At 68.8% G+C, this 23,988-nt stretch carries 26 protein-coding genes; 20 read left to right on the top strand and 6 right to left on the bottom strand.

Annotated elements, in window-relative coordinates; translation table 11 throughout:
- Nucleotides 1–18: 18 nt before the first annotated feature.
- Nucleotides 19–567, bottom strand: coding sequence for a gamma carbonic anhydrase family protein (locus tag DS843_RS21450; protein ID WP_149470869.1), 549 nt, complete (start codon nucleotides 565–567; stop codon nucleotides 19–21).
- Nucleotides 568–697: 130 nt separating this feature from the next.
- On the opposite strand from DS843_RS21450, the gene DS843_RS21445 reads away from it, so the two are divergent.
- Complete coding sequence (locus DS843_RS21445) at nucleotides 698–928, top strand: FmdB family zinc ribbon protein (RefSeq protein WP_149470868.1); 231 nt, start codon at nucleotides 698–700, stop codon at nucleotides 926–928.
- 13 nt (nucleotides 929–941) lie between these two features.
- Here DS843_RS21445 and DS843_RS21440 read toward each other — a convergent pair whose 3' ends face one another.
- Nucleotides 942–2,483, bottom strand: coding sequence for a sigma-54-dependent transcriptional regulator (locus DS843_RS21440; RefSeq protein WP_149470867.1), 1,542 nt, complete (start codon nucleotides 2,481–2,483; stop codon nucleotides 942–944).
- A 275-nt stretch (nucleotides 2,484–2,758) separates the two neighbouring features.
- Here DS843_RS21440 and DS843_RS21435 point away from each other — a divergent pair, with 275 nt between their 5' ends.
- Nucleotides 2,759–4,069, top strand: coding sequence for a D-amino acid dehydrogenase (locus DS843_RS21435; protein ID WP_149470866.1), 1,311 nt, complete (start codon nucleotides 2,759–2,761; stop codon nucleotides 4,067–4,069).
- A 7-nt stretch (nucleotides 4,070–4,076) separates the two neighbouring features.
- On the opposite strand, the gene DS843_RS21430 is transcribed toward DS843_RS21435, so the two are convergent.
- Nucleotides 4,077–4,808, bottom strand: coding sequence for a PRC-barrel domain-containing protein (locus DS843_RS21430; protein ID WP_149470865.1), 732 nt, complete (start codon nucleotides 4,806–4,808; stop codon nucleotides 4,077–4,079).
- A gap of 129 nt (nucleotides 4,809–4,937) precedes the next feature.
- On the opposite strand from DS843_RS21430, the gene DS843_RS21425 reads away from it, so the two are divergent.
- Nucleotides 4,938–5,510, top strand: coding sequence for a type 1 glutamine amidotransferase domain-containing protein (locus DS843_RS21425; protein WP_149470864.1), 573 nt, complete (start codon nucleotides 4,938–4,940; stop codon nucleotides 5,508–5,510).
- A gap of 37 nt (nucleotides 5,511–5,547) precedes the next feature.
- Here the strand turns inward: DS843_RS21425 and DS843_RS21420 are convergent, their stop codons facing one another.
- The gene (locus DS843_RS21420; protein WP_149470863.1) at nucleotides 5,548–6,210 is read right to left on the bottom strand and encodes a LuxR C-terminal-related transcriptional regulator; all 663 of its coding nucleotides are present in this window, start codon (nucleotides 6,208–6,210) and stop codon (nucleotides 5,548–5,550) included.
- Nucleotides 6,211–6,561: 351 nt separating this feature from the next.
- Here DS843_RS21420 and DS843_RS21415 point away from each other — a divergent pair, with 351 nt between their 5' ends.
- The 16 genes from DS843_RS21415 (at nucleotide 6,562) to DS843_RS21340 (ending at nucleotide 21,849) form a co-directional block, all read left to right on the top strand.
- On the top strand, nucleotides 6,562–7,263 hold the full coding sequence (locus DS843_RS21415; protein ID WP_149470862.1) for a LuxR C-terminal-related transcriptional regulator: 702 nt from the start codon (nucleotides 6,562–6,564) through the stop codon (nucleotides 7,261–7,263).
- Nucleotides 7,264–7,379: 116 nt separating this feature from the next.
- Nucleotides 7,380–8,846, top strand: a complete 1,467-nt coding sequence (xdhA, locus tag DS843_RS21410; protein ID WP_149470861.1) for a xanthine dehydrogenase small subunit — start codon at nucleotides 7,380–7,382, stop codon at nucleotides 8,844–8,846.
- Nucleotides 8,839–11,193: a xanthine dehydrogenase molybdopterin binding subunit gene (xdhB, locus tag DS843_RS21405; protein WP_149470860.1), complete on the top strand. Its 2,355-nt coding sequence runs from the start codon at nucleotides 8,839–8,841 to the stop codon at nucleotides 11,191–11,193. Before xdhA ends, xdhB begins: the two co-directional genes overlap by 8 nt.
- Complete coding sequence (locus tag DS843_RS21400; protein WP_286192239.1) at nucleotides 11,186–12,028, top strand: urease accessory protein UreD; 843 nt, start codon at nucleotides 11,186–11,188, stop codon at nucleotides 12,026–12,028. Before xdhB ends, DS843_RS21400 begins: the two co-directional genes overlap by 8 nt.
- A 42-nt stretch (nucleotides 12,029–12,070) precedes the next feature.
- Nucleotides 12,071–13,336, top strand: coding sequence for a glycosyltransferase (locus tag DS843_RS21395; protein WP_149470859.1), 1,266 nt, complete (start codon nucleotides 12,071–12,073; stop codon nucleotides 13,334–13,336).
- Nucleotides 13,337–13,373: 37 nt separating this feature from the next.
- Nucleotides 13,374–13,676, top strand: a complete 303-nt coding sequence (locus tag DS843_RS21390) for an urease subunit gamma (protein WP_014240308.1) — start codon at nucleotides 13,374–13,376, stop codon at nucleotides 13,674–13,676.
- 11 nt (nucleotides 13,677–13,687) lie between these two features.
- On the top strand, nucleotides 13,688–13,993 hold the full coding sequence (locus DS843_RS21385; RefSeq protein ID WP_035673497.1) for an urease subunit beta: 306 nt from the start codon (nucleotides 13,688–13,690) through the stop codon (nucleotides 13,991–13,993).
- Nucleotides 13,994–14,019: 26 nt separating this feature from the next.
- Nucleotides 14,020–15,729 (top strand): urease subunit alpha, encoded by a 1,710-nt coding sequence (ureC, locus tag DS843_RS21380; RefSeq protein WP_149470858.1) that lies wholly within the window; start codon nucleotides 14,020–14,022, stop codon nucleotides 15,727–15,729.
- Nucleotides 15,730–15,747: 18 nt separating this feature from the next.
- Nucleotides 15,748–16,599, top strand: coding sequence for a glutamate racemase (murI, locus tag DS843_RS21375; protein WP_149470857.1), 852 nt, complete (start codon nucleotides 15,748–15,750; stop codon nucleotides 16,597–16,599).
- Nucleotides 16,596–17,123 carry an urease accessory protein UreE gene (gene ureE, locus DS843_RS21370; RefSeq protein ID WP_149470856.1) on the top strand — a complete coding sequence of 176 codons (528 nt, stop codon included), beginning with the start codon at nucleotides 16,596–16,598 and terminating at the stop codon, nucleotides 17,121–17,123. The genes murI and ureE overlap by 4 nt, the downstream gene beginning before the upstream one ends.
- The gene (locus tag DS843_RS21365) at nucleotides 17,056–17,922 is read left to right on the top strand and encodes an urease accessory protein UreF (protein ID WP_286192238.1); all 867 of its coding nucleotides are present in this window, start codon (nucleotides 17,056–17,058) and stop codon (nucleotides 17,920–17,922) included. Before ureE ends, DS843_RS21365 begins: the two co-directional genes overlap by 68 nt.
- Nucleotides 17,919–18,557, top strand: coding sequence for an urease accessory protein UreG (gene ureG, locus DS843_RS21360; protein ID WP_149470855.1), 639 nt, complete (start codon nucleotides 17,919–17,921; stop codon nucleotides 18,555–18,557). Before DS843_RS21365 ends, ureG begins: the two co-directional genes overlap by 4 nt.
- Nucleotides 18,558–18,657: 100 nt before the next feature.
- Nucleotides 18,658–19,545 carry a PRC-barrel domain-containing protein gene (locus DS843_RS21355; RefSeq protein ID WP_149470854.1) on the top strand — a complete coding sequence of 296 codons (888 nt, stop codon included), beginning with the start codon at nucleotides 18,658–18,660 and terminating at the stop codon, nucleotides 19,543–19,545.
- Nucleotides 19,546–19,582: 37 nt separating this feature from the next.
- Nucleotides 19,583–19,996 (top strand): YgaP family membrane protein, encoded by a 414-nt coding sequence (locus tag DS843_RS21350; protein WP_286192237.1) that lies wholly within the window; start codon nucleotides 19,583–19,585, stop codon nucleotides 19,994–19,996.
- A gap of 292 nt (nucleotides 19,997–20,288) precedes the next feature.
- Nucleotides 20,289–21,074, top strand: coding sequence for an enoyl-ACP reductase FabI (gene fabI / locus DS843_RS21345; RefSeq protein ID WP_149470852.1), 786 nt, complete (start codon nucleotides 20,289–20,291; stop codon nucleotides 21,072–21,074).
- A 364-nt stretch (nucleotides 21,075–21,438) separates the two neighbouring features.
- Entirely contained in the window at nucleotides 21,439–21,849 is a 411-nt protein-coding gene (locus tag DS843_RS21340) for a bacteriohemerythrin (protein ID WP_149470851.1), read from the top strand.
- A 10-nt stretch (nucleotides 21,850–21,859) separates the two neighbouring features.
- Here DS843_RS21340 and hutG read toward each other — a convergent pair whose 3' ends face one another.
- Both hutG and DS843_RS21330 read right to left on the bottom strand, forming a co-directional pair.
- Nucleotides 21,860–22,684 (bottom strand): N-formylglutamate deformylase, encoded by an 825-nt coding sequence (gene hutG, locus DS843_RS21335; protein WP_149470850.1) that lies wholly within the window; start codon nucleotides 22,682–22,684, stop codon nucleotides 21,860–21,862.
- Between the two features lie 177 nt (nucleotides 22,685–22,861).
- Nucleotides 22,862–23,212 (bottom strand): ArsR/SmtB family transcription factor, encoded by a 351-nt coding sequence (locus DS843_RS21330; RefSeq protein ID WP_149470849.1) that lies wholly within the window; start codon nucleotides 23,210–23,212, stop codon nucleotides 22,862–22,864.
- 291 nt (nucleotides 23,213–23,503) lie between these two features.
- Between DS843_RS21330 and DS843_RS21325 the strand changes: the two genes are divergently transcribed.
- A complete protein-coding gene (locus DS843_RS21325; RefSeq protein WP_149470848.1) occupies nucleotides 23,504–23,974 on the top strand; it encodes a DUF3299 domain-containing protein in 471 nt (156 codons plus the stop codon).
- Nucleotides 23,975–23,988 lie beyond the last annotated feature (14 nt).

The raw sequence follows: 23,988 nt of genomic DNA, 5'->3' as shown, positions 1-23,988 counted from the left end.
CGCCCCCAGAGGCCGGCTTCAGGGCTGACCGGGGACGGTGATGGGGCGCAGCCCCCGGGCGTAGCTCTTCCACCGCTCGCGATAGACGGCGCCGGGGGCGCGCATCCGCTCCACATCCTCGTCGGAGAGGGTGCGGACCACCTTGCCCGGCGCGCCGAGCACCAGGGACCGGTCGGGGATCTCCTTGCCCTCCGCGATGAAGGCGTGGGCGCCGATCAGGCAATCGCGCCCGATGCGGGCGCCGTTCAGCACGGTGGCACCGATGCCGATCAGACTGCCGTCGCCTACGGTGCAGCCGTGCAGCATCGCCAGATGGCCGATGGTCACGTTCCGCCCGATGAGCAGGGGAAAGCCGGGATCGACGTGGAGGACGGCGTTGTCCTGGACATTGCTGCCGGCGCCGATGTGGATGCGCTCGTCCTCCGCGCGCATCACTGCCCCCCACCAGACGGACACGTCCTCTTCCAGCAGGATGTCGCCGACGACGGTGGCGTTGGGGGCGACCCAGCAGTCGGGCGAAAGCTGCGGGGCCTTGTCGTTGAAGGCGTAGATCACGCGTTCCTCCATTTTTTATCGCCGGGCCATCCTACCGCAGAACGGCCCCGACCGGTGCGATTGCTGCACTGCGCTATACCCATAGGAAAAATAGGTGATATGATGGGTGTACACGGTTCCCGACCCGCGTGAGGACCTTCCCATGCCGCTCCATTCCTACCGCTGCACCGCCTGCAATCACGAGTTCGAAACGCTCGTGCGCTCTTCGGACACGCCCGCCTGCTCGTCCTGCGGGTCGGCGGCGCTTGAAAAGCTGGTGGCGCGCATCGCGCCGGACACCAAGGCGGACAAATTCCTGAAGACCGCCCGCCGGGCCGCCGCGGCGGAGGGCCATTTCAGCAACTACAGCAAGGCGGAGCGCTCGCGAATATAGTCAGCCGGGCGGTTCACGTCCCGTCCGGTATCCCGTACTTGCGCAGCTTGTTCGCGATCGTCGTGTGCGAGGTGTGGAGCCGCGCGGCGAGCTTCCGGCTGGAGGGGTGGCGCGGGTAGAGGCGGCGGAGAAGCCCGCGTTCGAAGGCCGCCAGCGCCTCGTCCCAGCTTGCCGCCTCGGCGGGTTCGCCACCGGTTTCCGCATCCATGCGCGCTCCGGCCAGTTCCAGGTCGGCGGCGTCGAGATAGGCGCCGTCGCTCATCGTCACGGCGCGGAAGATGACGTTCTCCAACTGACGCACGTTGCCCGGCCAGGGGTTGGCGAGCAGGGCGGCGCTGGCCGCGACGGTCAGCCGGCAGGGCGGGCGGCGGGCCTGGGCGCAGGCGCGGGCGATGAAATGCCGTGCCAGCAGAAGGATGTCGTCCCCGCGCTCGCGCAGAGCTGGAACCTGGAGCGACAGCACGTTCAGCCGGTAATACAGATCCTCGCGGAAGCTGTGGTCGGCCACCATGGCGTCGAGATCGCGGTGGGTGGCGCTGACGACGCGCACGTCCACCGTCTGCTCCCGGTCGCCGCCGACGCGGCGGAAGCGCCCGTCGTTCAGGAAGCGCAGCAACTTGGCCTGGAGGTAGGGCGACATCTCCCCGATCTCGTCGAGGAAGACGGTGCCGCCATGGGCCAACTCCAGCAGGCCGGGCTTGCCGCCGCGCTGCGCCCCGGTGAAGGAGCCGGGGGCGTAGCCGAACAACTCGCTCTCCGCCAGACTTTCCGGCACGGCGGCGCAGTTCAGCGCCAGGAAGGGCTTGTCGCGGCGCGGGCTGGCGCGGTGGCAGGCGTGGGCGATCAACTCCTTGCCGGTGCCCGTCTCGCCCAGGATCAGCAGCGGCGCGTCCACCGCCGCGACCCGCGCCGCCCGCGCCTTCAGTGAGCGGATGGGGGCGGACTCGCCCAGGATGCGGTCGAAGCCTCCCTCGTCGAAGTTCTGGAGCGCGTTCAGCCGCTCGCCCAGGCGGCTCGGCGCGAAGAGGGTGACGACGCCACCGGCGGGCCGACCGTCCTCCACGATGGGCGTGACGTCCAGAAGGAAGGGCTGGCCGTTCAGCGTGACCTCCTGCCCGGCGCCGAGGCGGAAGCCGTTGTCCACGAGAAGGTCCGACAGTTCCGCGTCGCCGAACAGGCGCCCGAAGTCGGCCCCGGTCAGCGCGGCCTCGCTGCGCCCCGCGACCGTGGCGGCGGCGGCGTTCGCCACCACGATCCGGCCCGCGCGGTCCACCGCCAGAACCGGGTCGGGCAGGGCGGCCAGCAGCGCGTCCAGATGCAGCCGCCGCCGCGTGCCCGGCAGGATGTCGATGGGGGTGACGGACTCCACACCCGGCACGCCGCGCAGGGCGGTGTCGAGTGGGCCGAAGGTTTGCACGTCCAGTTCCGGGGCGTCGATGTGGATGTGCGGCGGGTCCACCTCCACCGCCACGACGTTCAAGCGCCGCTTCGCCAGTACGGCGAGGATCTCATGGGCGATGCCGACCCGGTCGGCGAACAGGACGTCGATGCGCATGGCTTTCCCCCAATGGAAGAATGAAGGGTACCACGGTCGACGCGCCTGTAAATGATAATGTACGCTGTAACGATTTGTATACGGTCCTATTAATAGACTGTTATATAGTGCTTTTTGAGAGCGCAGTACGCTGCTACCCGGCCAATGCGTAACGAAATGTGTACAGACTGCCCGGGAGAGGAAGCCCTTTGCCCCAGCGTTTCCGCGGATTCCGGCAGTTGGCATCCGATTTGCGATCGGGATGCGAACAATTCCGTGATTTCGGGAGCCTTCACATGCGCGTCATCGTCCTCGGCAGCGGCGTCATCGGCGTCTCCACCGCTTATTTCCTGGCGAAGGCCGGGCACGAGGTCACGGTGGTGGACCGGCAGCCCGGCCCGGCGCTGGAGACCAGCTACGCCAACGCGGGCGAGGTGTCGCCGGGCTACTCCGCCCCCTGGGCCGCGCCGGGCCTGATGGCGAAGGCCGTGAAGTGGATGCTGATGAAGCACTCTCCGCTGGTGATCCGGCCCAAGCTGGACCCGGCCATGTGGTCCTGGTGCCTGAAGCTGCTGGCCAACGCCAACGAGCGCTCCTACGAGATCAACAAGGGCCGCATGGTCCGGCTGGCCGAATACAGCCGCGACTGCCTGCGCGCTCTGCGCGACGAGACCGGCATCCGCTACGACGAGCGCGCCAAGGGAACCCTCCAGGTCTTCCGCACGCAGAAGCAGGTGGACGCCGCCGCCACGGACATGGCCGTGCTGGACCGCTTCAACGTGCCCTACAGCCTGCTGGACGTGGACGGCTGCGCCGCGGTCGAACCGGCGCTGCGTCTGGTCAAGGAGAAGATCGTCGGCGGTCTGCTGCTGCCGGGCGACGAGACGGGCGACTGCTTCCGCTTCACCAACGCGCTGGCCGAGATGGCAACGGGGCTGGGGGTGGAGTTCCGCTACAACACCGGCATCCGCAAGCTGGAGAGCGACGGGCGCCGCGTCACCGGCGTGGTGACCGACGCCGGCACCCTGACCGCCGACGCCTACGTCGTCGCCATGGGCAGCTATTCCCCGATGCTGGTGAAGCCCTTCGGGCTGGATCTGCCGGTCTACCCGGTGAAGGGCTATTCGCTGACCCTGCCCATCATCAACGAGGCGGGCGCCCCGCAATCCACGGTGATGGACGAGACGCACAAGATCGCGGTGACCCGTCTCGGCGACCGCATCCGCGTCGGCGGAACGGCGGAACTGACCGGTTTCGACCTCACTCTGCGCCCCGGCCGCCGCGGTCCGCTCGACCATGTGGTGAGCGACCTGTTCCCGGCGGGCGGCGACCTGTCGAAGGCGGAGTTCTGGACCGGCCTGCGCCCGAACACGCCGGACGGCACCCCCATCGTCGGCCCGACCCCCGTGCGCAACCTGTTCCTGAACACCGGCCACGGCACGCTGGGCTGGACGATGGCCGCCGGCTCGGGCCGGGTCGTCGCCGATGTCGTCGGCGGGCGCCGGACGGAGATCGACATGGATGGGCTGACGGTGGCCCGCTATGGCCGCTCCGCCGCCGGGGCGCGGCGCCCCTCGGTCGGCGGCGTGGCGCGCCCGGCGGCCTGAAAGGTCCTTACTGGCGGGCGTGAGCCCCCTGGTTGAGGCGTGCGGTGTCGAATTCCTTCATGCGCGCCGCATCGAAGGAGCCGAGCGCCTTGACCTGCTCCGGCGTGGCCTGGAGCGTGACGGAGGTCAGGCCCGGCTCCACCGCCGCGGCCTTCCAGGCCACCGCGTAGGGGCCGTCGCCCTCCGGCTCGGGGGCGACCACGACGGCGCTCAGCGCGCCGTTGCGGTCGAACACCAGATCCTCCACCGTTCCGAAGAAGCCGGCCTCCGCGGCGCCGCCCGCGGTGTTCGCCGGCTGGCCGAGCAGGGCGGAGACGCGCCAGTCGCCGGGGCGGCTGCCCGCCTGCTGCTGGCGCCGGATCAGGTCCAGCGTGTCGGGGCCGGTGACCGGATAAGCCAGGATGCCGTCCACCGATCCGGGCATGAGCTGGTGCCAGGGGACCGTGAAGCGCGCCTCGCCCACGTCGAGCATGCCGCTGGCCTCGATCACGGCGCCCTCCAGCCGTCCGTCCGCCCCGACGACGAGGTCCACGACCTGTCCAAGCTCCTCGCCCAGCAGGCCCTCGACCTCCGTCCCGACGATCACGCCGGCCCGCCAGCCCTGGTAGAGCCGGGGGTAGGACGCCTCCGCGACCCGCTCCGCCCCGGCGGCCTGCACGGGTTGAGGAACGCCCAGGGTCAGGGACGTGGCGATGGCGAAGGCGGCGAGGATGCCCGCCGAAGTGCCGCTGTAACGCATGGGTCAGTGCTCCCGATTGTGACGCGCGGTCCGTCAAAGGGAACATGGGTGGTGCGCTGCGGTTCCGGGGGGAACTCCCACGGGGTACGCCGGTTGCTGACCGGACAGGCCAACCGAGGAGGTGATCCCATGCCGGGTAAACTGGAGAAGAAGACCGTCGCCGTGCTGGCGACCGACGGCTTCGAGCAGGTCGAGCTGACCGAGCCGGTGAAGGCGCTCCGCAACGAGGGGGCCGAGGTGCGGATCGTCGCGCCCAAGGGCGGACAGATCCAGGGCTGGAACCACCACGACAAGGCCGACCGGGTGAACGTGGACGTCACGTTGGATCAGGCCGACCCCGGCGGCTTCGATGCGCTGGTCCTGCCGGGCGGTGTCATCAACCCGGACGCGCTGCGGCTGGAACCGAAAGCCATCGATTTCGTGCGCAGCTTCGTCCAATCGGGCAAGCCCATCGCCGCGATTTGTCACGGCCCCTGGACCCTGATCGACGCGGGCGGCGCCAAGGGCAAGCGCATGACCTCCTGGCCGTCGCTGAAGACCGACCTCGGCAACGCCGGGGCGAACTGGGAAGACAGCGAAGTCGTGACCGACCGGGGTCTGGTGACCTCGCGCAAGCCGGATGACCTGCCGGCCTTCTGCCGCAAGATGGTCGAGGAGTTCGCGGAAGGCCGCCACGGCTCCAGCCGCCACGCGGCGGAATAAGTCCCTCTCCCAGGGTGGGAGAGGGGGATGAACTCCCTTACGCCGACACCAGCGGCGACAACCCGTTCTGGATCGCCCAGACCGCGGCCTGCGTGCGGTTCTGGGCGTTGATCTTCCGCATCACGTTCTTGAAATGCATCTTCACGGTCGATTCCGTGATGTGCAGGTTGCGCGCGATGGCCTTGTTCGACTGGCCGGCGAGCAGGCAGCGCAGGATCTGGATCTCGCGCTTCGACAGCTCGTTGCTGGCGGGCTGGGCGCGCTCCGGCTGCGGGCGCTCGCTGTTCGCGTTGGCGATCAGCAGGCTGGCGACGTGGGTCGGGTAGACCACCTCGCCCAGCATGACCAGTTGCAGGGCGCGCAGAAGGGATTCGCTCGACATCGACTTGTTCAGGTAGGCGTCGGCCCCGGCTTTCAGCGACAGCGACAGGGTGCGGTCCGCGATGGCGTCGGCCAGCACGGCGATGCGGGCGCTGGTCGCCGCGCGAAGCCGCTTCACGCCGCCCGCCTCGTCGCCCGTCGCCTCGCCCAGCGCCACCACGATCAGGTCCGGCTCCACGCCTTGCGCGATGGCCGCCTGAGCGTCGTCCACCGTCGCGGCGTGGTGGCAGACGCGGAACGGACCGCCGCTGATGAGCGTTCCCAGCGCCGCCGAAAACAGCCGGTCGTGGTCCACGAGCATGACGTTCCAGGTTTTCATCGAAACTCCTCCGTGACGCCACCCGTGACGAGCAGCGCACAACGCCAATCGTTGTCCGTTTTCGCCTGGGAAAAGGAAAAAAGCCGCCTTTATTGTATCGAAAAAGCGTGCTTTACGCTGGTTGTCCCAATGATTTATACGGATGGGCAGGGAGCGGCGCAAGATGCTTGGAAGAAGCTCGATACGAATAAATCATAAATGGCTTCAATGGGGCATGAATTCGCGCTGCGCTGCTTCTGGAAAGTCCAAAGGAGGTATTCTTATACTTTTCCGCTGGACAGAAAGTCGGGTCGGTTTGGGGGATTTTGTTTTCCAGACCGGCATCCGGCGGCTTGATGGGGTAGCAAAGCAATGGAAGTTCAGCTGCAGACGCGCGGCAAGGAGCGGTCGGTGGCCGGCAGGGCGCAGAAGTTTCTGGTGGTGGACGACCACCCCTTGGTTCGGCACGGCTTCGCTCTCTCGGTGGGGGAAATTCACCCGGACGCGCAGGTGCTGGAGGCCGGCTCGCTGGACGAGGCGATGGCGATCGCCGATCGCACGCCCGACCTGACGCTGGTGCTGTTCGACCTGAATCTGGGCGACCGCAGCGGGCGCGACGGGGTGCGCCGCATGGTGGAGGTTCTGGGGAACCGCCCGCTGCTGGTCATCTCCGGGTCGGACGAGGTGGCGGACATCGTGGACAGCGTGCGGCTGGGGGCCAGGGGCTACATCCTGAAGACCAGTTCCACGGCGGTGCTGGAGCATGCGATCTCGTTGGCGCTGACCGGGGAGACCTTCCTGCCGCTGCCGCGCGCCGTCCTGTCCGGCAACGTCGCGGCGGAGGTCGCGCGTCCGTCCGGCCAGATTCTGGACCGCCTGACCGACCGGCAGAGGGATGTGTTCCAACTTCTGCTGGCCGGACACTCGAACAAGGAGATCGCGCGGGAGCTGGGCGTCCTGGAGGGCACCGTGAAGGTCCATGTCCGGGCCATCATGCAGAAGCTGGGCGTGCGCAACCGCACCCAGGTCGCCGTCGTGGCCGCCCGCAGCGGCTGCTTCCCCGAAGACGCCTGACGTCGCCCAGAGTCCTATCCGTCCGATCCCCGCCTTTGTGGGTAGGCGGGTGGCCCGCCATTGCGGCCTGCGGAGACTTTCCGGCACTATGACGGAAACGCCCGACAGGAGGGACAATGACGGGCTCTGTGCGTTTCGTGCTCGGCGGACGGGTGGTGGAGGTGCGGGACGCCGATCCCGCCACCACGGTGCTGAACTGGCTGCGCGCCAACGGGCGCCCCGGTTCCAAGGAGGGATGCGCGGAGGGGGATTGCGGCGCCTGCACGGTGGTGCTGGGCGACCTGACGCCCGAGGGCCGTGTACGCTACCGCGCCGTCAACGCCTGCATCCTCTTCCTGCCGATGATCGACGGCAAGCTGCTGCTGACCGTGGAGGATCTGGCCGGCGAAGACGGGGACCTGCACCCCGTTCAGAAGGCGATGGTGGACAAGCACGCCTCGCAATGCGGCTTCTGCACCCCCGGCTTCGTGATGGCGCTGTTCGCCCTCTACCACGACAGGAGCGGTGCCGACGGTGGGCTGACCGACGGGGCGATCCACGACGCGCTGGCCGGTAACCTGTGCCGCTGCACCGGCTACCGCCCGATTCTCGACGCCGCCCGCTCCATGACGGCGGAGGAGGCCGAGGACCGCTTCGACCGGGCGGAGGAGGGCATCGCCACCCTTCTGCGCTCCATCCGGCGCGACGGCCCCCTGACCGTGACGCACGGCGCCGCCAGCTTCCATGCGCCCCGGAGCGTCGATGAACTGGCGGCCCTCTACGCCGCCCACCCGAACGCCACGTTGGTGGCCGGGGCGACCGACGTGGGGCTGTGGGTGACCAAGCAGGGGCGCAGCCTTCCCACCCTGATCCACCTCGCCCAGGTGCGGGAGCTTCACCGGATCGAAGACGCCGCCGACGCGCTGGAGGTCGGCGCGGCGACGACCTACACGGAGCTTCTGCCGGTGCTGGAGCGCCGCCTGCCCGAACTGGCCGCCCTGGTCACCCGCATCGGGGCGGCGCAGGTGCGCAATTCCGGCACGCTCGGCGGCAACGTCGCCAACGGTTCCCCCATCGGGGACAGCATGCCGGCCCTGCTGGCGCTGGGCGCCTCGCTGGTGCTGAACCGGGGCGGGGTGCGGCGCGAGCTGCCGCTGGACCGCTTCTACCACGGCTACCGCAGGAACGACCTGAAGCCGGGCGAGTTCGTGGAGCGCATCCGCATCCCCCTGCCGCGCGAGGGCCAGCGCTTCGCCACCTGGAAGCTGTCCAAGCGGCGGGACCAGGACATCTCCGCGGTCTGCGCCGCTTTCCTGCTGACGCTCGATGGCGAGGGGCGGGTGGCGGAGCTGCGCGCCGGCTATGGCGGCATGGCGGCGACCCCGGCCCGCGCCCCGGCGCTGGAGGCGGCGCTCGCCGGGCAGCCCTGGACGGCGGAGGCCGTGGCGGCGGCCCTGCCGGCGCTCGACCGCGACTTCAGCCCCATCGCCGACATGCGGGCGAGCGACCGCTACCGCGCGCTGGTCGCGAAGAACCTGCTGATGCGCTTCCTTCTTCACACCACCGGGGCCGAATTGCCCTCGCTGGAGGCGGCCCATGGCTGACGGCGGCACCATCCAGCCGATCCGCGGCGGCGTCCATCGCGGCATCGAGCATGAGAGCGCCCGCAAGCATGTGACCGGTGCGGCGGCCTACACCGACGACATCCCGGAACTGCCCGGCACGCTGCACGTCGCGGTGCGGCTGTCCGACCGGGCGCACGCGCGCATCCTGGGCATGGATCTGTCGCGGGCGAAGCAGGCGACGGGCGTGCACGCGGTCTTCACCTACGCCGATGTGCCGGGGGACGGCGACATCGGCACCATCCAGCGCGGCGATCCCGTGTTGGCCGACGACGTGGTGGAGTATGCGGGGCAGGCGGTGGTCGCCGTTGCGGCGGAGACTCTGTTGCAGGCCCGCGCGGCGGCGCGGCTGGTGGAGGTCTATTACGACGACCTGCCAGCGGTGCTGACCGCCGAGGCGGCGCTGGAGAAGGGAAGCTTCGTCTCCCCGCCGCTGAGCTTCCGGCGCGGCGACGCGGCGGCGGAGGTGGCGGGAGCGCCGAACCGGCTGACCGGCACGCTGGAGGTCGGCGGGCAGGACCATTTCTATCTGGAAGGGCACATCGCCTACGCCATTCCCAAGGAGGACGGCGACCTGCTCGTCCATTCCTCGACCCAGCATCCGGCGGAGGTGCAGCACGCCGTCGCCCAGGTTCTGGGGCGTCCGATGCACGGAATCGCCGTGGAATGCCGGCGCATGGGCGGCGGCTTCGGCGGCAAGGAGAGCCAGCCGGCGCAGATCGCCGCCATCGCCGCCCTGCTGGCGAACGCGACGAAGCGGCCCGTGAAGTTCCGCCTGGACCGCGACGACGACATGCTGATGACCGGCAAGCGCCACGACTTCTTCGTGCGCTACGACGTCGGCTTCGACGGCGAGGGGCGCATCCGGGGGCTGGAGATGGACCTCGCCGGGCGCTGCGGCATGTCGCTGGACCTGTCGAACGGCGTGGTGGATCGCGCCATGTTCCACGCCGACAACGCCTACTACCTCCCGACGGCGCGGGTGACGGGGCACCGCTGCAAGACGAACACGGTGTCCAACACCGCCTTCCGCGGCTTCGGCGGGCCGCAGGGCGTCATCGCCATCGAGCATGTGGTGGACGAGATCGCGCGGGCTCTGGGCAAGGACCCGTTGGACGTGCGCCGCGTCAACCTCTACGGTGGGCCGGGCCGCGAGACCACCCATTACTGGATGCCGGTGGAGGAGCCGGAAATCCTCGCCGAACTGATGGACCGGATCGAGCGGGACGGCGATTACCGCCGCCGCCGCGAGGAGATCGACGCCTTCAACGCCCGCAGCCCGGTGCTGAAGAAGGGGCTGGCGGTGACGCCGGTGAAGTTCGGCATCTCCTTCACGGTGAAGCACCTGAACCAGGCGGCGGCGCTGGTCCATGTCTACCTCGACGGCTCCGTTCAGGTGAACCATGGCGGGACGGAGATGGGGCAGGGCATCCACACCAAGATGGCCCAGATCGCCGCCCAGGAGTTCCAGATCGACGTGGATCGGGTGCGGGTCACCGCCAGCGCCACGGACAAGGTGCCGAACGCCCCGCCCACCGCCGCGTCCGCCGGCACCGACCTGAACGGCATGGCGGTGCGCATCGCCGTGCGGACCATCCGCGACCGGCTGGTGGCGTTCCTGGCGCAGCACTGCCACACCACGCCGGACAAGGTGGAGTTCCGCGACAACGCCGTCTTCGCCGGCAACCACGCCATGAGCTTCGCGGAGGTGGCGAAGCTGGCCTATCTGAACCGGGTGTCGCTGTCCTCCACCGGCCATTACGCGACCCCGAAAATCTGGTGGGACCGCGAGAAGTGCGAAGGGCGGCCCTTCTTCTACTTCTCCTGCGGCGTCGCGGTGACGGAGGCGCTGATCGACACGCTGACCGGCGAGTACACATTCCCCCGCGCCGACGTGCTGCACGACTGTTCCGGAAGCATCAACCCGGCCATCGACCTGGGGCAGGTGGAGGGCGCCTTCGTCCAGGGGCTGGGCTGGGTCACGTCGGAGGAGCTGTGGTGGGACGGCCAGGGACGCTTGCGCACCCACGCGCCCAGCACCTACAAGATCCCGACCTCGCGCTCGCTGCCGAAGGATTTCCGGGTGGCGCTCTACACCGACCGCCCCAACCGGGAGGACACGGTGTTCCGCTCCAAGGCGATCGGGGAGCCGCCGCTGATGCTGGGCATCTCGGCGTGGCTGGCGCTGAAGGACGCCGTCGCGGCGGTGGGCGGCCACCGCCTGCCCGTGCGTCTCGACGCGCCCGCGACCCCGGAGCGCGTTCTGTTGGCGGTCGAGGATGTGAAGGCCCAGGGTTCGAAGGCAAGGATGGGTTCCACCGGTGGCTGACACGTTGATGAAGAAGGTCGCCGTCCACGGCGCGGCGACCGTGCGGTTCGAGCATCGCCACGGGGCCACACGCCTCGCCACGCTCTACCACCACGACCCGTTGCGGGTGCTGCTGCCCGACCCGCGCGCGGGCGACCTGCCCATCGCGGTTCTGGTCACCACGTCGGGCGGGCTGGTCGGCGGCGACCGGCTGGACGTCGCCCTGTCGGCGGGGCCGGGGGCGGCGGCTCTGGTGACGACGCAGGCGGCGGAGAAGGTCTATCGCTCCGCCGGGCCGGACTGCCGGATCGACACCCGCGTGACCGTGGAGGCCGGCGGCTGGCTGGAATGGATGCCGCAGGAAGCCATCGTCTTCGAAGGCTCCCGCCTGCGCCGCCTGACCCGGCTGGAGTTGGAGGGCGACGCCCGCCTGATCGCGGGGGAGATGCTGGTCTTCGGGCGCGCCGCCTTCGGCGAGACGGTCACCCGCGGCCTCGTCCGCGACGCCTGGGAGGTGGTGCGCGACGGGCGGCTCGCCTGGGCCGACGCCCTGCACATGGACGGCGATCTCGCCGAGACGCTGGCCCACCCGGCGGGCTTCGGCGGGGCCGGGGCCTGCGCCACGCTGCTGTACGCCGCGTCTGACGCCGGAAGCCGGCGGGATGCGCTGCGCGAAGCGGCGGAAGGTCTGGAGGGCGTGCGCGTCGGCGCCACGGCTTTCGATGGCCTGCTGGTCGTCCGCATCCTGGGCGGCGAGGCGCGGTCGGTGCGCGGCGCCTACGCGGCGCTGTGGTCGCATCTGCGGTCGGCGGCGGCGGGGTTGCCGGTCAGATTGCCGCGGCTGTGGGAGGTTTGAGCCCCCTTGTCAAAGGGGAATTGCCGGCGTAGCTCCCGTCCCATGCGCTTCACCATCGTCACCTACGGGTCCCAAGGCGACATCCGCCCCTACGTCGCTCTTGGCAAGGGCCTGCGGGCCGCCGGGCACTCCGTCGCCTTTCCCGCCGACCGCGAGTTCCGCGGCCTGATTGAGCGGCATGGCCTGGACTACAGCCCGCTGTCCGGCGACCTGCGCGCCGTGACGGGTAGCCGGCAGGCGGACGGGCTGTTCCGCGACGGCATCAACCCCGTCAAGATGATGCGGGCGCTTCTCCGCCTCGGCCAGGACCATGCGCTGGACTGGATGCGGGAATATTGGGAGGCGGCGCGTGGAAGCGACGCGGTCATCGCCTCCGGACTGGCCTTCTACGCGGGTGTGGCGGTGGCGGAAAAGTTGGGTGTTCCGGTCGTCGGGACGGCGTTGCAACCGATGGCACCCACGCGGGCCTTCCCGCCGCCCATGATGCCGCCCCGGCGCTTTCCCGGTGTCGTGAACTACGCCCTCCACATGGCGATGATGCAGCTCGTCTGGCAGACCTTCCGGGCTCCGACCAACCGGGCGCGGCGTGCGGTGTTGGGTTTGAAGCCCTCCTTCATCGGGCCGGGACCGTTGTTGATGAAGGCGAGGTGGCCGATGCCCTACGCCTTCTCGACCCATGTGCTGCCGCAGCCGGACGATTGGCCGGACTTCATCCGGGCAACCGGATTCTGGTTTCTGGACGAGGCCGACGCCTACACGCCACCGCCCGACCTCCTGTCTTTCTTGGAGAGCGGTCCCCCGCCGGTCTATGTCGGGTTCGGAAGCATGGCCGGGTTCGATCCCGCCGAGACGACACGGTTGGTCGTCGCGGCCCTGAAGGGGCGGCGCGCCGTACTCTCCGCGGGGTGGGGCGGGCTCGACCGGTCGGCTTTGCCGGAGACGGTTCATGGTCTGGAGTCGGCGCCGCACGACTGGCTGTTCCCGCGCATGGCCGCCGTCGTCCATCACGGCGGCGCCGGCACCATGGCAGCGGGCCTGCGCGCGGGCGTGCCGGCGGTCGTCGTCCCCTTCATCGGCGACCAGCCCTTCTGGGGCGCCCGGCTTCACGCACTCGGGGTCGCGCCGCCGTCGATTCCCCGCCGGAGTCTGACCGCCGACGGGCTCGCCCGCGCCATCGCCGCGACCGACGAACCGGACATGCGTGCCCGCGCCGCGGCGCTCGGCACCCGCATCCGCGACGAGGACGGTGTCGGAAAGGCGGTGCGTTTCATCGAAGAGGGATTGGCGCACCGCAGCAACGTGGCATAATCCCGCCAATCCATTGGGTAGGCGGAGAGACAGCCCCATGAACCTGACACCGCGCGAGAAGGACAAGCTTCTCGTGGCCATGGCCGCCATGGTGGCGCGCCGCCGGCTGGAGCGTGGCGTGAAGCTGAACCATCCCGAGGCGGTGGCGCTCATCACCGATTACGTGGTGGAGGGGGCGCGCGACGGGCGGACCGTGGCCGAGTTGATGCGCGACGGCGCGACGGTGATCACCCGCGATCAGGTCATGGACGGCATCCCGGAGATGATCCACGAAATCCAGGTCGAGGCCACCTTCCCCGACGGCACGAAGCTCGTCACCGTCCATCAGCCGATTCGCTAAGGGGTGCCCCGATGAAACCCGGTGAAATCATCCCCGCCGCGGGCGAGATCGAACTCAACGCGGGCCGTGACACGGTGGAACTGGACGTCGCCAACGCCGGCGACCGCCCGATCCAGGTCGGCTCGCACTACCACTTCGCCGAGACGAACGGGGCGCTGACCTTCGACCGCGAAAAGGCGCGCGGCTTTCGGCTGGACATCCCCGCCGGGACGGCGGTGCGCTTCGAGCCGGGGCAGACGCGGCGCGTGCGGCTGGTCGCCTACGCCGGCAACCGCGTGGTCATCGGCTTCAACGGCAAGGTCAACGGCAGCCTGTAAGGGGCGCCAGCGGAGGGCATCAGACCATGGCGCATCGCATCGACCGGGCCGAATACGCGGCTCTCTACGGCCCCACCGTCGGCGACCGGGTGCGGCTGGCCGACACTGACCTGATCGTGGAGGTCGAGAAGGACCACACCGTCTACGGCGAAGAGGTCAAGTTCGGCGGCGGCAAGGTGATCCGCGACGGCATGGGGCAGGCCCAGACCTCCCGCCAGGGCGGCGCCGTGGACACCGTCATCACCAACGCGCTCATCATCGACCACTGGGGCATCGTCAAGGCCGACATCGGCATCACCGGCGGGCGCATCGCCGGAATCGGCAAGGCCGGCAACCCGGACGTCCAGCCGGGCGTGACCATCGTCGTCGGGCCGGGGACGGAGGTGATCGCGGGCGAGGGCAAGATCGTCACCGCCGGGGGCATCGACGCCCACATCCACTTCATCTGCCCGCAACAGGTGGACGAGGCGCTGTACAGCGGCGTCACCACCATGCTGGGCGGCGGCACCGGCCCGGCGGCGGGCACGTCGGCCACCACCTGCACGCCGGGGCCGTGGCACATGGCCCGGATGCTCCAGGCGGCGGAAGGGCTGCCGATCAACCTGGGCTTCTTCGGCAAGGGCAACGCCAGCCGTCCCGACGCGCTGATGGAGCAGATCGCGGCGGGCGCCTGCGGCATGAAGCTGCACGAGGACTGGGGCACCACCCCTGCCGCCATCGACACCTGCCTGACGGTGGCGGAGGAGACGGACATCCAGGTGGCGATCCACACCGACACGCTGAACGAGTCGGGCTTCGTGGAAAACACCATCGCCGCCTTCAAGGGCCGCAACATCCACGCCTTCCACACCGAGGGCGCGGGCGGCGGCCACGCGCCGGACATCATCAAGGTGGCGGGCCTGCCCAACGTGCTGCCCAGCTCCACCAACCCGACGCGGCCCTTCACGGTGAACACGGTGGACGAGCATCTCGACATGCTCATGGTCTGCCACCACCTGTCCCCCCGCATCCCGGAGGACGTGGCCTTCGCCGAAAGCCGCATCCGGCGCGAGACCATCGCGGCGGAGGACATCCTGCACGACCTGGGCGTCTTCTCGATGCTGAGTTCGGACAGCCAGGCCATGGGCCGGGTCGGCGAGGTGATCATCCGCACCTGGCAGACCGCCCACAAGATGAAGGTCCAGCGCGGGCGCCTGGCCGAGGAGACGGGCGAGAACGACAACTTCCGCGTCAAACGCTACGTCGCCAAATACACCATCAACCCGGCCCTGTCGCACGGCATCGCCCATGTCGTCGGCTCGGTGGAGGTGGGCAAGCTGGCCGATCTGGTCATCTGGTCGCCGGCCTTCTTCGGCGTGAAGCCGGACATGGTGCTGAAGGCCGGGACCATCGCGGCGGCGCTGATGGGCGACCCGAACGCCTCCATCCCGACGCCGCAGCCGGTGCATTACCGCCCGATGTTCGGCGCCTATGGCCGCACGATGCAGGCCAGTTCCCTGACCTTCGTCAGCAAGCTGTCGCTGGAGAACGAGGCGCTGCGCTCGCTCGGCCTGCGGCGCGAGCTGGTGGCGGTGACGGGCGTGCGGGCCATCGGCAAGAAGCAGATGATCCACAACGATTCCACACCCCACATCGAGGTCGATCCGGAAACCTACGAGGTGCGCGCCGACGGCCAGCTCCTGACCTGCGAACCGGCGGACGTGCTGCCCATGGCGCAGCGGTATTTCCTGTTCTGAGTGTGAGGTGACAGGTTCGTGATTGGTGTCTTCGATTCCGGGCATGGCGGTCTGACGGTGCTGCGCGCGCTGGTGGCCGCCGCTCCCGGACGGCCTTTCGTCTATCTCGGCGACCATGCCGCCGCTCCCTACGGTCCGCGCAGCGAGGAGGACATCTACCGCCTGACGGTGCAGGGGGTGGAGCGGCTGTTCGCCCAGGGCTGCGGGCTGGTCGTGCTGGCCTGCAACACGGCGGCGGCGGTGGCCCTGCGGCGGATGCAGCGGACATGGCTGCCCGTGGCCCATCCGGGCCGCAACGTTCTGGGCGTTCTGGTGCCGATGGTCGAGGCGATCACCCGCGTGCCCTGGATGCAGGACGGCCCCGCCGCCGACTGGCGTCCGGAGCCGCGGACGGTCGGCGTCTTCGCCACGCCGGCCACCGTGGCATCCGGCTCCTTCCCGCGCGAGATCGGCAAGCGGGCGCCCGATGTGCGGGTCGTGCAGCAGGCTTGCCCGGACCTCGTGCCGCTGATCGAGCGCGGGGCGGGGGACGCGGAGCTGGCTCCGGCGGTGCGCGGCTATGTACGGGCGCTGCTGGAGCAGCTCGACGGCCAGCCGCTGGACGCGGCGGTGCTCGGCTGCACCCACTACCCGCTGGTGGCGCATCTGTTCGCGGAGGCGCTGCCGCCGGGGGTGGAGGTGCTGTGCCAGCCCAGTCTGGTCGCCCGGTCGCTGGACAACTACCTGGAGCGCCACCCCGAATACGCCCCCATCGCGGGCGAGGCGGCGGGCGCCCTGCGATTTTTCACCACGGGAGCGGCGGAACCGGTCGGCGCCCTCGCGGGACGCTTCTTCGGCCGGACCACTCCCTTCGAACGGCTTTCCCCATGACCGACACGCTCCGCCGCGCCACCCGAGTCCACGCCCGCGGCCATTGGCCCGCCGAGCGCGAGGCCGGCACGGTGACCCTCGCCTTCGACGACCGCCACCGGCGTCGCATGGTGATGAAGGACGACGCGGGGGCCGACTTCCTGCTGGACCTGCCGCGCGCGGTCGCGCTCGACCATGGCGACGGGCTGGAACTGGGCGACGGCGCCTTCCTGCGCGTGGTCGCCGCGGACGAGGACTTGATGGAGGTGCGTTGCGGCGGCGGGACGGAAGGATTCGCCCGCATCGCGTGGCATCTGGGCAACCGGCACCTGCCGGTGCAGATCGTCGGCGAGACCATCCGCCTGCGCCGCGACCATGTGATCGAGGATATGCTGAAGGGACTGGGGGCGAGCGTGCAGGCCATCCACGCGCCCTTCGCGCCGGAGGGCGGGGCCTACTCGGGGCAGGGGCATTCGCATGCGCATGGGCACGACCATGACCATGGGCATGACCACCACCATCATCATGGTCATTCGCATGACTGAGGGCGCTTGCCCCCACCCTAACCCTCCCCCGCTGGGCGGGGGAGGGAACCTGTCCCTCCCCTGCGCAGCGGGGGAGGGAGGGACCCGCGAAGCGGGAGGGTGGGGGTCCGTCTCCGCCACCCACCTCACCAAGCTCCTCGCCTGGCTGTCGCCGTCCTTCCCGGTCGGCGGATTCTCCTACAGCCACGGCATCGAGGCGGCGGTGGAGCTGGGCCTCGTCCGCGACCGGGACACGCTGGCGCGCTGGATGGACGGCATCCTGCGCCATGGCGCCGGGCGGACCGACGGCATGCTGTTCGCCGCCGCCCACCGGGCGGTGCTTGCCGGAGACGAGGCGGGCTTCGCCTGGGCGGTGGAACGCGCCGACGCCATGCGCGCCTCCTCGGAAACCGCGCTGGAGAGCCGCGCGCAGGGGCAGGCCTTCCTCATCGCCGTGCGCGCCGCCTGGCCGCTGGAGGGGATGGAGCGCTGGGACCGGGTGATCGCCGGCACGGGCCGTCCGGTCGCCTACGCCGTCGCCGTGGCGCTGGCCGCCGCGCTGATCGGCGTGCCGGAAGGGCCGGCGCTGTCGGCCTATCTGCACGCCTTCGCCGCCAACCTCGTCTCCGCCGGGGTGCGGCTGGTCCCGCTGGGGCAGACGGACGGGCAGAAGGCCCTGGCGGCGCTCGATTCCGTGGTGCACTCTGCGGCGGAGGCCGCGCTGGCCGCCCCGCTCGACGATCTGGGCAGCCGCGCCATGGCCGTCGATTGGACCTCCATGATCCACGAAACCCAATACACGAGGTTGTTCCGCTCATGACCGCCCCGATTTCCAAGAGCCATGGTGGCCCCCTGCGCGTGGGCATCGGCGGGCCGGTCGGCTCCGGCAAGACGGCGCTGACCGACGCGCTGTGCAAGCGCATGCGCGACGATTGGGAGGTCGCGGCGATCACCAACGACATCTACACCAAGGAGGACGCCGAATTCCTCACCCGCTCCGGCGCGCTGAAGCCGGAGCGGATCATGGGCGTGGAGACCGGCGGCTGCCCGCACACGGCGATCCGCGAGGACGCCTCGATCAACCTCGCCGCCGTGGACGAGATGAACCGCAAGTTCCCGAACCTCGACCTGATCTTCGTCGAATCGGGCGGCGACAATCTGGCGGCCACCTTCTCGCCGGAACTGGCGGACCTGACCATCTACGTCATCGACGTGTCGGCGGGCGACAAGATCCCGCGCAAGGGCGGGCCGGGCATCACCCGCTCGGACCTGCTGGTCATCAACAAGATCGACCTCGCCCCGCTGGTCGGCGCCAGCCTGGAGGTGATGGACCGCGACGCGAGGAAGATGCGCGGCGACCGGCCCTTCGTCTTCACCAACATCAAGACGGGGCAGGGGCTGGACGCGGTCCAGTCCTTCATCGTCCAGCGGGGCGGGTTGCCGCTTCCGGGCTGACCGCTTCGCGGAAGAGGGGACCGCGGAACCTCCGTCTTGGCCGTGCTGTTTTCCACGCGTGAGAACCACACGCACGGAAACCAAGCCGGAGGCACCGACGATGAAACGCCTGCTCCTCAGCGCCGCCGTGATCGCGGGGGCGCTTGGGTCATGGCCGGCTCTGGCCGAGACCTGCCCGGAGGGGGTGAACCGGCTGGGCCAGCGCATCGGCGCGCTGGAGGCCGCCGGAACCCAGAATCCCGGGCAGACCCCCGGTTCCATCAGCCCGCAGGAGATCGGCCAGCTCCGCGCCTTGCGCCAGACCGCCGAGCGCGCCGGCCAGCGCGGCGGAGAGCCCGCCTGCCAGACCATCCTGGGCGAAGCCGACGCGCTGCTGCGCTCCGTCGAGCATCCGCGCGTCGTCGCCGCCGACGACCTGTCCAAGGCCAAGCTGCACAACGCGAACGGCGAGGAGATGGGCTCCATCGCCGAACTGGTGGTCGATCCGAACACCGGGCGCGTCGCCTACGCCGTGGTGGAGGCGGGCGGCTTCCTGGGGCTGGGCGAGCGCAATTTCCCGGTTCCCTGGGCGCTGATCCAGCCGTCCCAGGGCGGTGACGGCTATGTGCTGAACGTCGCGAAGGACCGGCTGACCGCGGCGCCGCAGTTCACCCGCTCCAACCGTCCGGACATGTCGGACCGGCAATGGGCGATGGCGCTGCACACCTACTACGGCGTTCAGCCCTATTGGATGCGCGACGGCGCGGCCCTTGCCGCGGTTGGTATGCCGGAGGGCGGTGCGTCGGGGTCGCCTCAGCTTCAGTCGGAAGTGCAACGCCTGTCGCAGGAGGTGGACCGGCTGAACCGCGAGCTGTCGCAGGCGCGCACGCTGGCCGACACGACGGCCCGCAAGCCCGATGGGGCGGCGCAGCCGGGCTCCGGTTCCACCGGCAATGTCCCGGCGCCGGACCAGGGCGGTTCCGCGCCGCCGGCTCCGCAGCAACAGTGAACCCGCCGGAACACGATCGAGGAGAGGAGCGATGGCGATGACGAGCCAACAGGGCATGGGCGGCCGCGGCGCGGTCGAACCGGACGATCTCGAACGCATGATCAACGTCGGCCATACCGAACGTCTGGTGTCGCTGGTCGGTGGCGGCGTGCTGGCGGTGCTCGGCCTGCGCCGCCCGTCCGTCGCCGGGGCGGCCATGGCGCTGGCCGGCGGCGCGCTGGTCGCGCGCGGGCTGACCGGCTATTGCCCGGCCAAGGCGATGGTGCAGGACTGGAGCGGCCATGAGGGCGCCGCCATGCCCGCGGAGGATGTGGAGCGGGGAATCCATCCCTATTCCCGCCATCCCGGCGACATCTACGACGATGCCGACGAGAAGGAGAAGGTGGACGAGGCGTCGATGGAATCCTTCCCCGCCAGCGACCCGCCGTCCTTCACCCCCGGCACGACGTGATCGTCCGTCCATTATCCGGTCAAAAGGCCCTTCCGACAGGAGGGGCCTTCGCTTTTTGTTGCGGACTCTCCAATGAATGCGCAAGAAAGGGGCGCTGGTTGGTCCTGCGGACTTCGTGTCTTTGCTGTATGAAGGCTGTGTTACGGATAAACAAAGCGATAATGTCGGTTTTATTGCGACTTTAACAAGTTGCCTATGACCTTCGATTGAATTATGGTGCGTCGCACAATTCGAGTGATCCGATCTGGCGCACTCCGAATCCGGCCACTCAGCAATCCGGGAAAGCCAGCCTATGACCACGATCATCCCCGCCGCCGCCACCCTCGAAGGCAAGAAGGGCCTCGTGCTTGGCATCGCCAACGATCAGTCGATCGCGTGGGGCTGCGCCCGCGCCTTCCGCGCGCTGGGCGCGGATCTCGCGGTCAGCTACCTCAACGAAAAGGCGAAGCGCTTCGTCGAGCCGCTGGCCCAGCAGCTCGAAGCGGAGATCTTCGAGCCGGTGGACGTCACCGGCGAAGGCGAGCTGAAGGCGATCTTCGAAAAGATCGAGCAGAAGTGGGGCAAGCTGGATTTCGCCCTGCATTCCATCGCCTTCGCCCCGAAGGACGATCTGCACGGCCGGGTGGTCGATTGCTCGCGCGAGGGCTTCCAGATGGCCATGGACGTGTCCTGCCACTCCTTCATCCGCATGGCCCGTTACGCGGAGCCGCTGATGAAGGACGGCGGTTCGCTGTTCACCATGTCCTATTTCGGTGCCAACCGCGTGATCGACAATTACGGCGTCATGGGTCCGGTGAAGGCCGCGCTGGAGGCCAGCGTGCGCTATCTGGCGGCCGAACTGGGCCCGAAGGGCATCCGCGTCCACGCCATCTCCCCGGGTCCGATCAAGACCCGCGCCGCGTCCGGCATCGCCCATTTCGACGAGTTGATGGAGAAGGCGGCGGAACGCGCCCCGGAACAGCGCCTTGTCACCATCGAAGAGGTCGGCTACACCACGGCGTTCCTGGCGACGGACGGTGCGAAGGGCATCACCGGCAGCACCACCTACGTGGATTGCGGCTATTCGATCGTTGGCTGATCGAACGGTCCTTCGCCGGTAGGTTGAGACAGCGGATCGTCCTATTGGCGTCATGATGTTGTCATGAAGGCAGGCGGGAACATCATGTTTCCGTCTGCCTTCATGCGTTTTCGCCTTCGGTGCGGCAAAATGCCATGTGACAATCGTATGAGTTTGTTTTGTGCGCAACCGCGCCCATAATGCAGGCAATGGCCGCCGGTTGGAGATTTGGTGGTACCTGGGGTTGCTGCGTCCGACATTTACGGTTTTTTGACGGATTGCGCACCTTGATCTTCAGTTGCGCAGATACGGCGCGCTTCCCTTCAATGCGGTGGCTTTCGGCGGATTTGCCCGGTGGCCGCGGAAGACAGGGTGCGGAGGGTTCATGGGTGTCATTACGTGGAGGCGGCAGCTCAGTGTCGGCCAGCCGTCCATCGATGAAGATCACAAGCACCTGATCGAGTATCTCAATGAATTGGATACCGCGCTGAACTCACGCAGCTTCGCGCCGGTGCGTGTCGCGAAGATCCTGATGAAGCTGCTGGAATACACGCAGCAGCATTTCGCGCGCGAAGAGAAGATCATGCAGATCGTGCATTATCCGAAATTCGAGGAGCATGTGCGCCAGCATCACGAAGCCGTGCGGACGCTGAGCGAACTGTCGGCGGTCTTCACCAAGGACCCGACGCATCAGAACGCCGAGCGGATCTACACCTTCACCGCGAACTGGCTGGTCCACCACATCATCATGCAGGACACCCAGCTTACACCTTATGTGCGGGGCGTCTGGGTGTGAGGCGCCGCGTCTACAGGTAGGAACTCCGGCGGCGTCCGGCGGCGTTCTCCCACGCCCATTCGACGATGAGGGCCATCAGGCGCTCCAGCGTCGGGCGGACCTGCCGTGCCGCGTCCTCGCGGAAGCCGTAAGGGGCCTCCTCGTCCATGTAGGTGACCTGCGACAGCTCGAGCTGGATGGAATGGATGTCGTCGGCGGGGTTGCCGTAGTGGCGGGTGATGAAACCGCCTTTGAACCGTCCGTTCTGAACGGAGGAATACCGCCCCGTCGCCGTCAGCACGTTCATCAGCCGTCCGACCAGGGCCGGGGAAGCGCTGGCGCCGTCGGAGGTGCCAAGGTTGAAGTCCTGGATCTGGCCGTCGAAAAACCGTGGCACGCGCGACCGGATGGAGTGGGCGTCGAACAGCACGGCGACCCCGAACCGCTTCTTCAGCGCCTGAAGCTCGCCGTTGAGCTGCTCGTGGTAGGGCCGCCAGAAGGTTCCGACTCGCCGCCGCACCTCTGCCGCGTCCGGCTCCCGTCCCGGCCTGTAGACCGGTTGATGGTCGAAGGTGGTCAGGGGGCAGAGTTCGGTGTTGCTGGCGCCGGGATAAAGGACGCCGCCGTCGGGATCGCGGTTCAGGTCGATCACGTAGCGGGAGAAAATGGGCTTGAGGAAGCCGATCCCCAGCGCCGGAGCGAAATGATAGAGGCGGTCCAGATGCCAATCCGTGTCCGGCACCGCCAGGGCGGCGTCGGTCATGGTGGCCGCGATGTCCGGCGGCACGACGGTGCCGACATGCGGGATGCTGAGCAGGACGGGGGTTTCCCCCGGCTGGAAGCGGAACGTCTCCATGCCAACACCCTCGATTTCCCGACCCTGTGCGTTGGGCCATTCGTATAGAAACGACGTGGTGCGCCGCAGCATGTCGGAACTATGCGGCGCAACCGGCGCAACGGTCAAACCCTATTGCGAATTTATTATGAATGCCGGAAAAAGTTGCGGCGGGTGAAAACCACGCAACCTCAGCCGTCAGGCCTCCAAGTCACCTTCGCTTTCCTCCGCCACATGGTCGACCATGTCCGACAGAACGCGCCGGATGTGCTCGTCGGTGATGAGATAGTAGACGCGGTTGCCCCGCCGTTCGGCCTGGATCAGCCGCCCGGCCCGCAACAGGCGGAGGTGATGGCTCACCAGCGACGGCGACAGCCCCAGCGCCGCCGCCATGTCGCCGACCGACGTCGAGGTGTCCAGGCAGGCCAGGATGATTCGCAGCCGGCTGGGGTCGCTCATCAGGCGGAACATGTCGGCCAGTTCGGTGGTCTGGTCTTCGGACAGCCGCAGATGCGCGGGTTTGTCCTTCGGTGCTGACCCTTTTTGCATGCCGCGTTGGTTCCCGCTCTCAAGGTTTGCATCGGTGGTTGCCGCCCTTACAAAGTATAGGCTGGCGGCCGCGTCAATCCCATAGGTCGGCGAAGCGGTGCCCGAAGTCGCCGTGCAGCGGCTTCTTACGTATGGCCTGGCGCTCGCCTGTTGACCTCGAGCGTAGGCTCGGGAACAATTCGGCCACAAGCACGACGGTCTGCGCCAAAGGCCGCACGGGGCACCTTTGACGATCGAATGAACGGTCGGACAACGACCGGAAACGGGTGGGGATCGAGGGGGAGGACAGCCATGACGTCGCGCCGACAGGTTCTTCTGCCGCTCGCGCTGGCCCCGGTGGCCGGCTGGGCGATCTGGGCGACCAACGCCAGCGAGCCCACGCATCCCGCCGGGCCGTTCCATCTGCCGCTCGACGACACCACGGCGCTGTGGCGCGATCTGGTGCAGGTCCGGATGGAAGGGCCCGCCGCCAATCCCGTGTTCCCGACACGGGTGAAGGCGCTGGACGGAAAACTGGTGACGGTGCGCGGCTTCATGGTGCCGTTGAGCGACGCGCCCGCCCACAACCGTTTCATCCTCGCGGCCAACCCGGTGGCCTGCCCGGCCTGCCACCGGCCCAGCCCCTCGACCATGCTGCACGTCCACAGCCAGATTCCCGTCCGCGAGTCGCAGGCCCCGGTGTTGTTGACCGGCACGCTGCGGCTGAATCCGCAGGAAGGCCTGTTCTACCGGCTCGACCGCGCGGAATTGCGCTACGCCTGACCGGTTGCGGGACG

The sequence above is a fragment of the Roseomonas genomospecies 6 genome (assembly GCF_008365375.1).
GTDB lineage: Bacteria > Pseudomonadota > Alphaproteobacteria > Azospirillales > Azospirillaceae > Azospirillum.
Note: the sequence above shows the minus strand (reverse complement) of the source record. Positions and strands in the feature narration are given on the sequence as shown.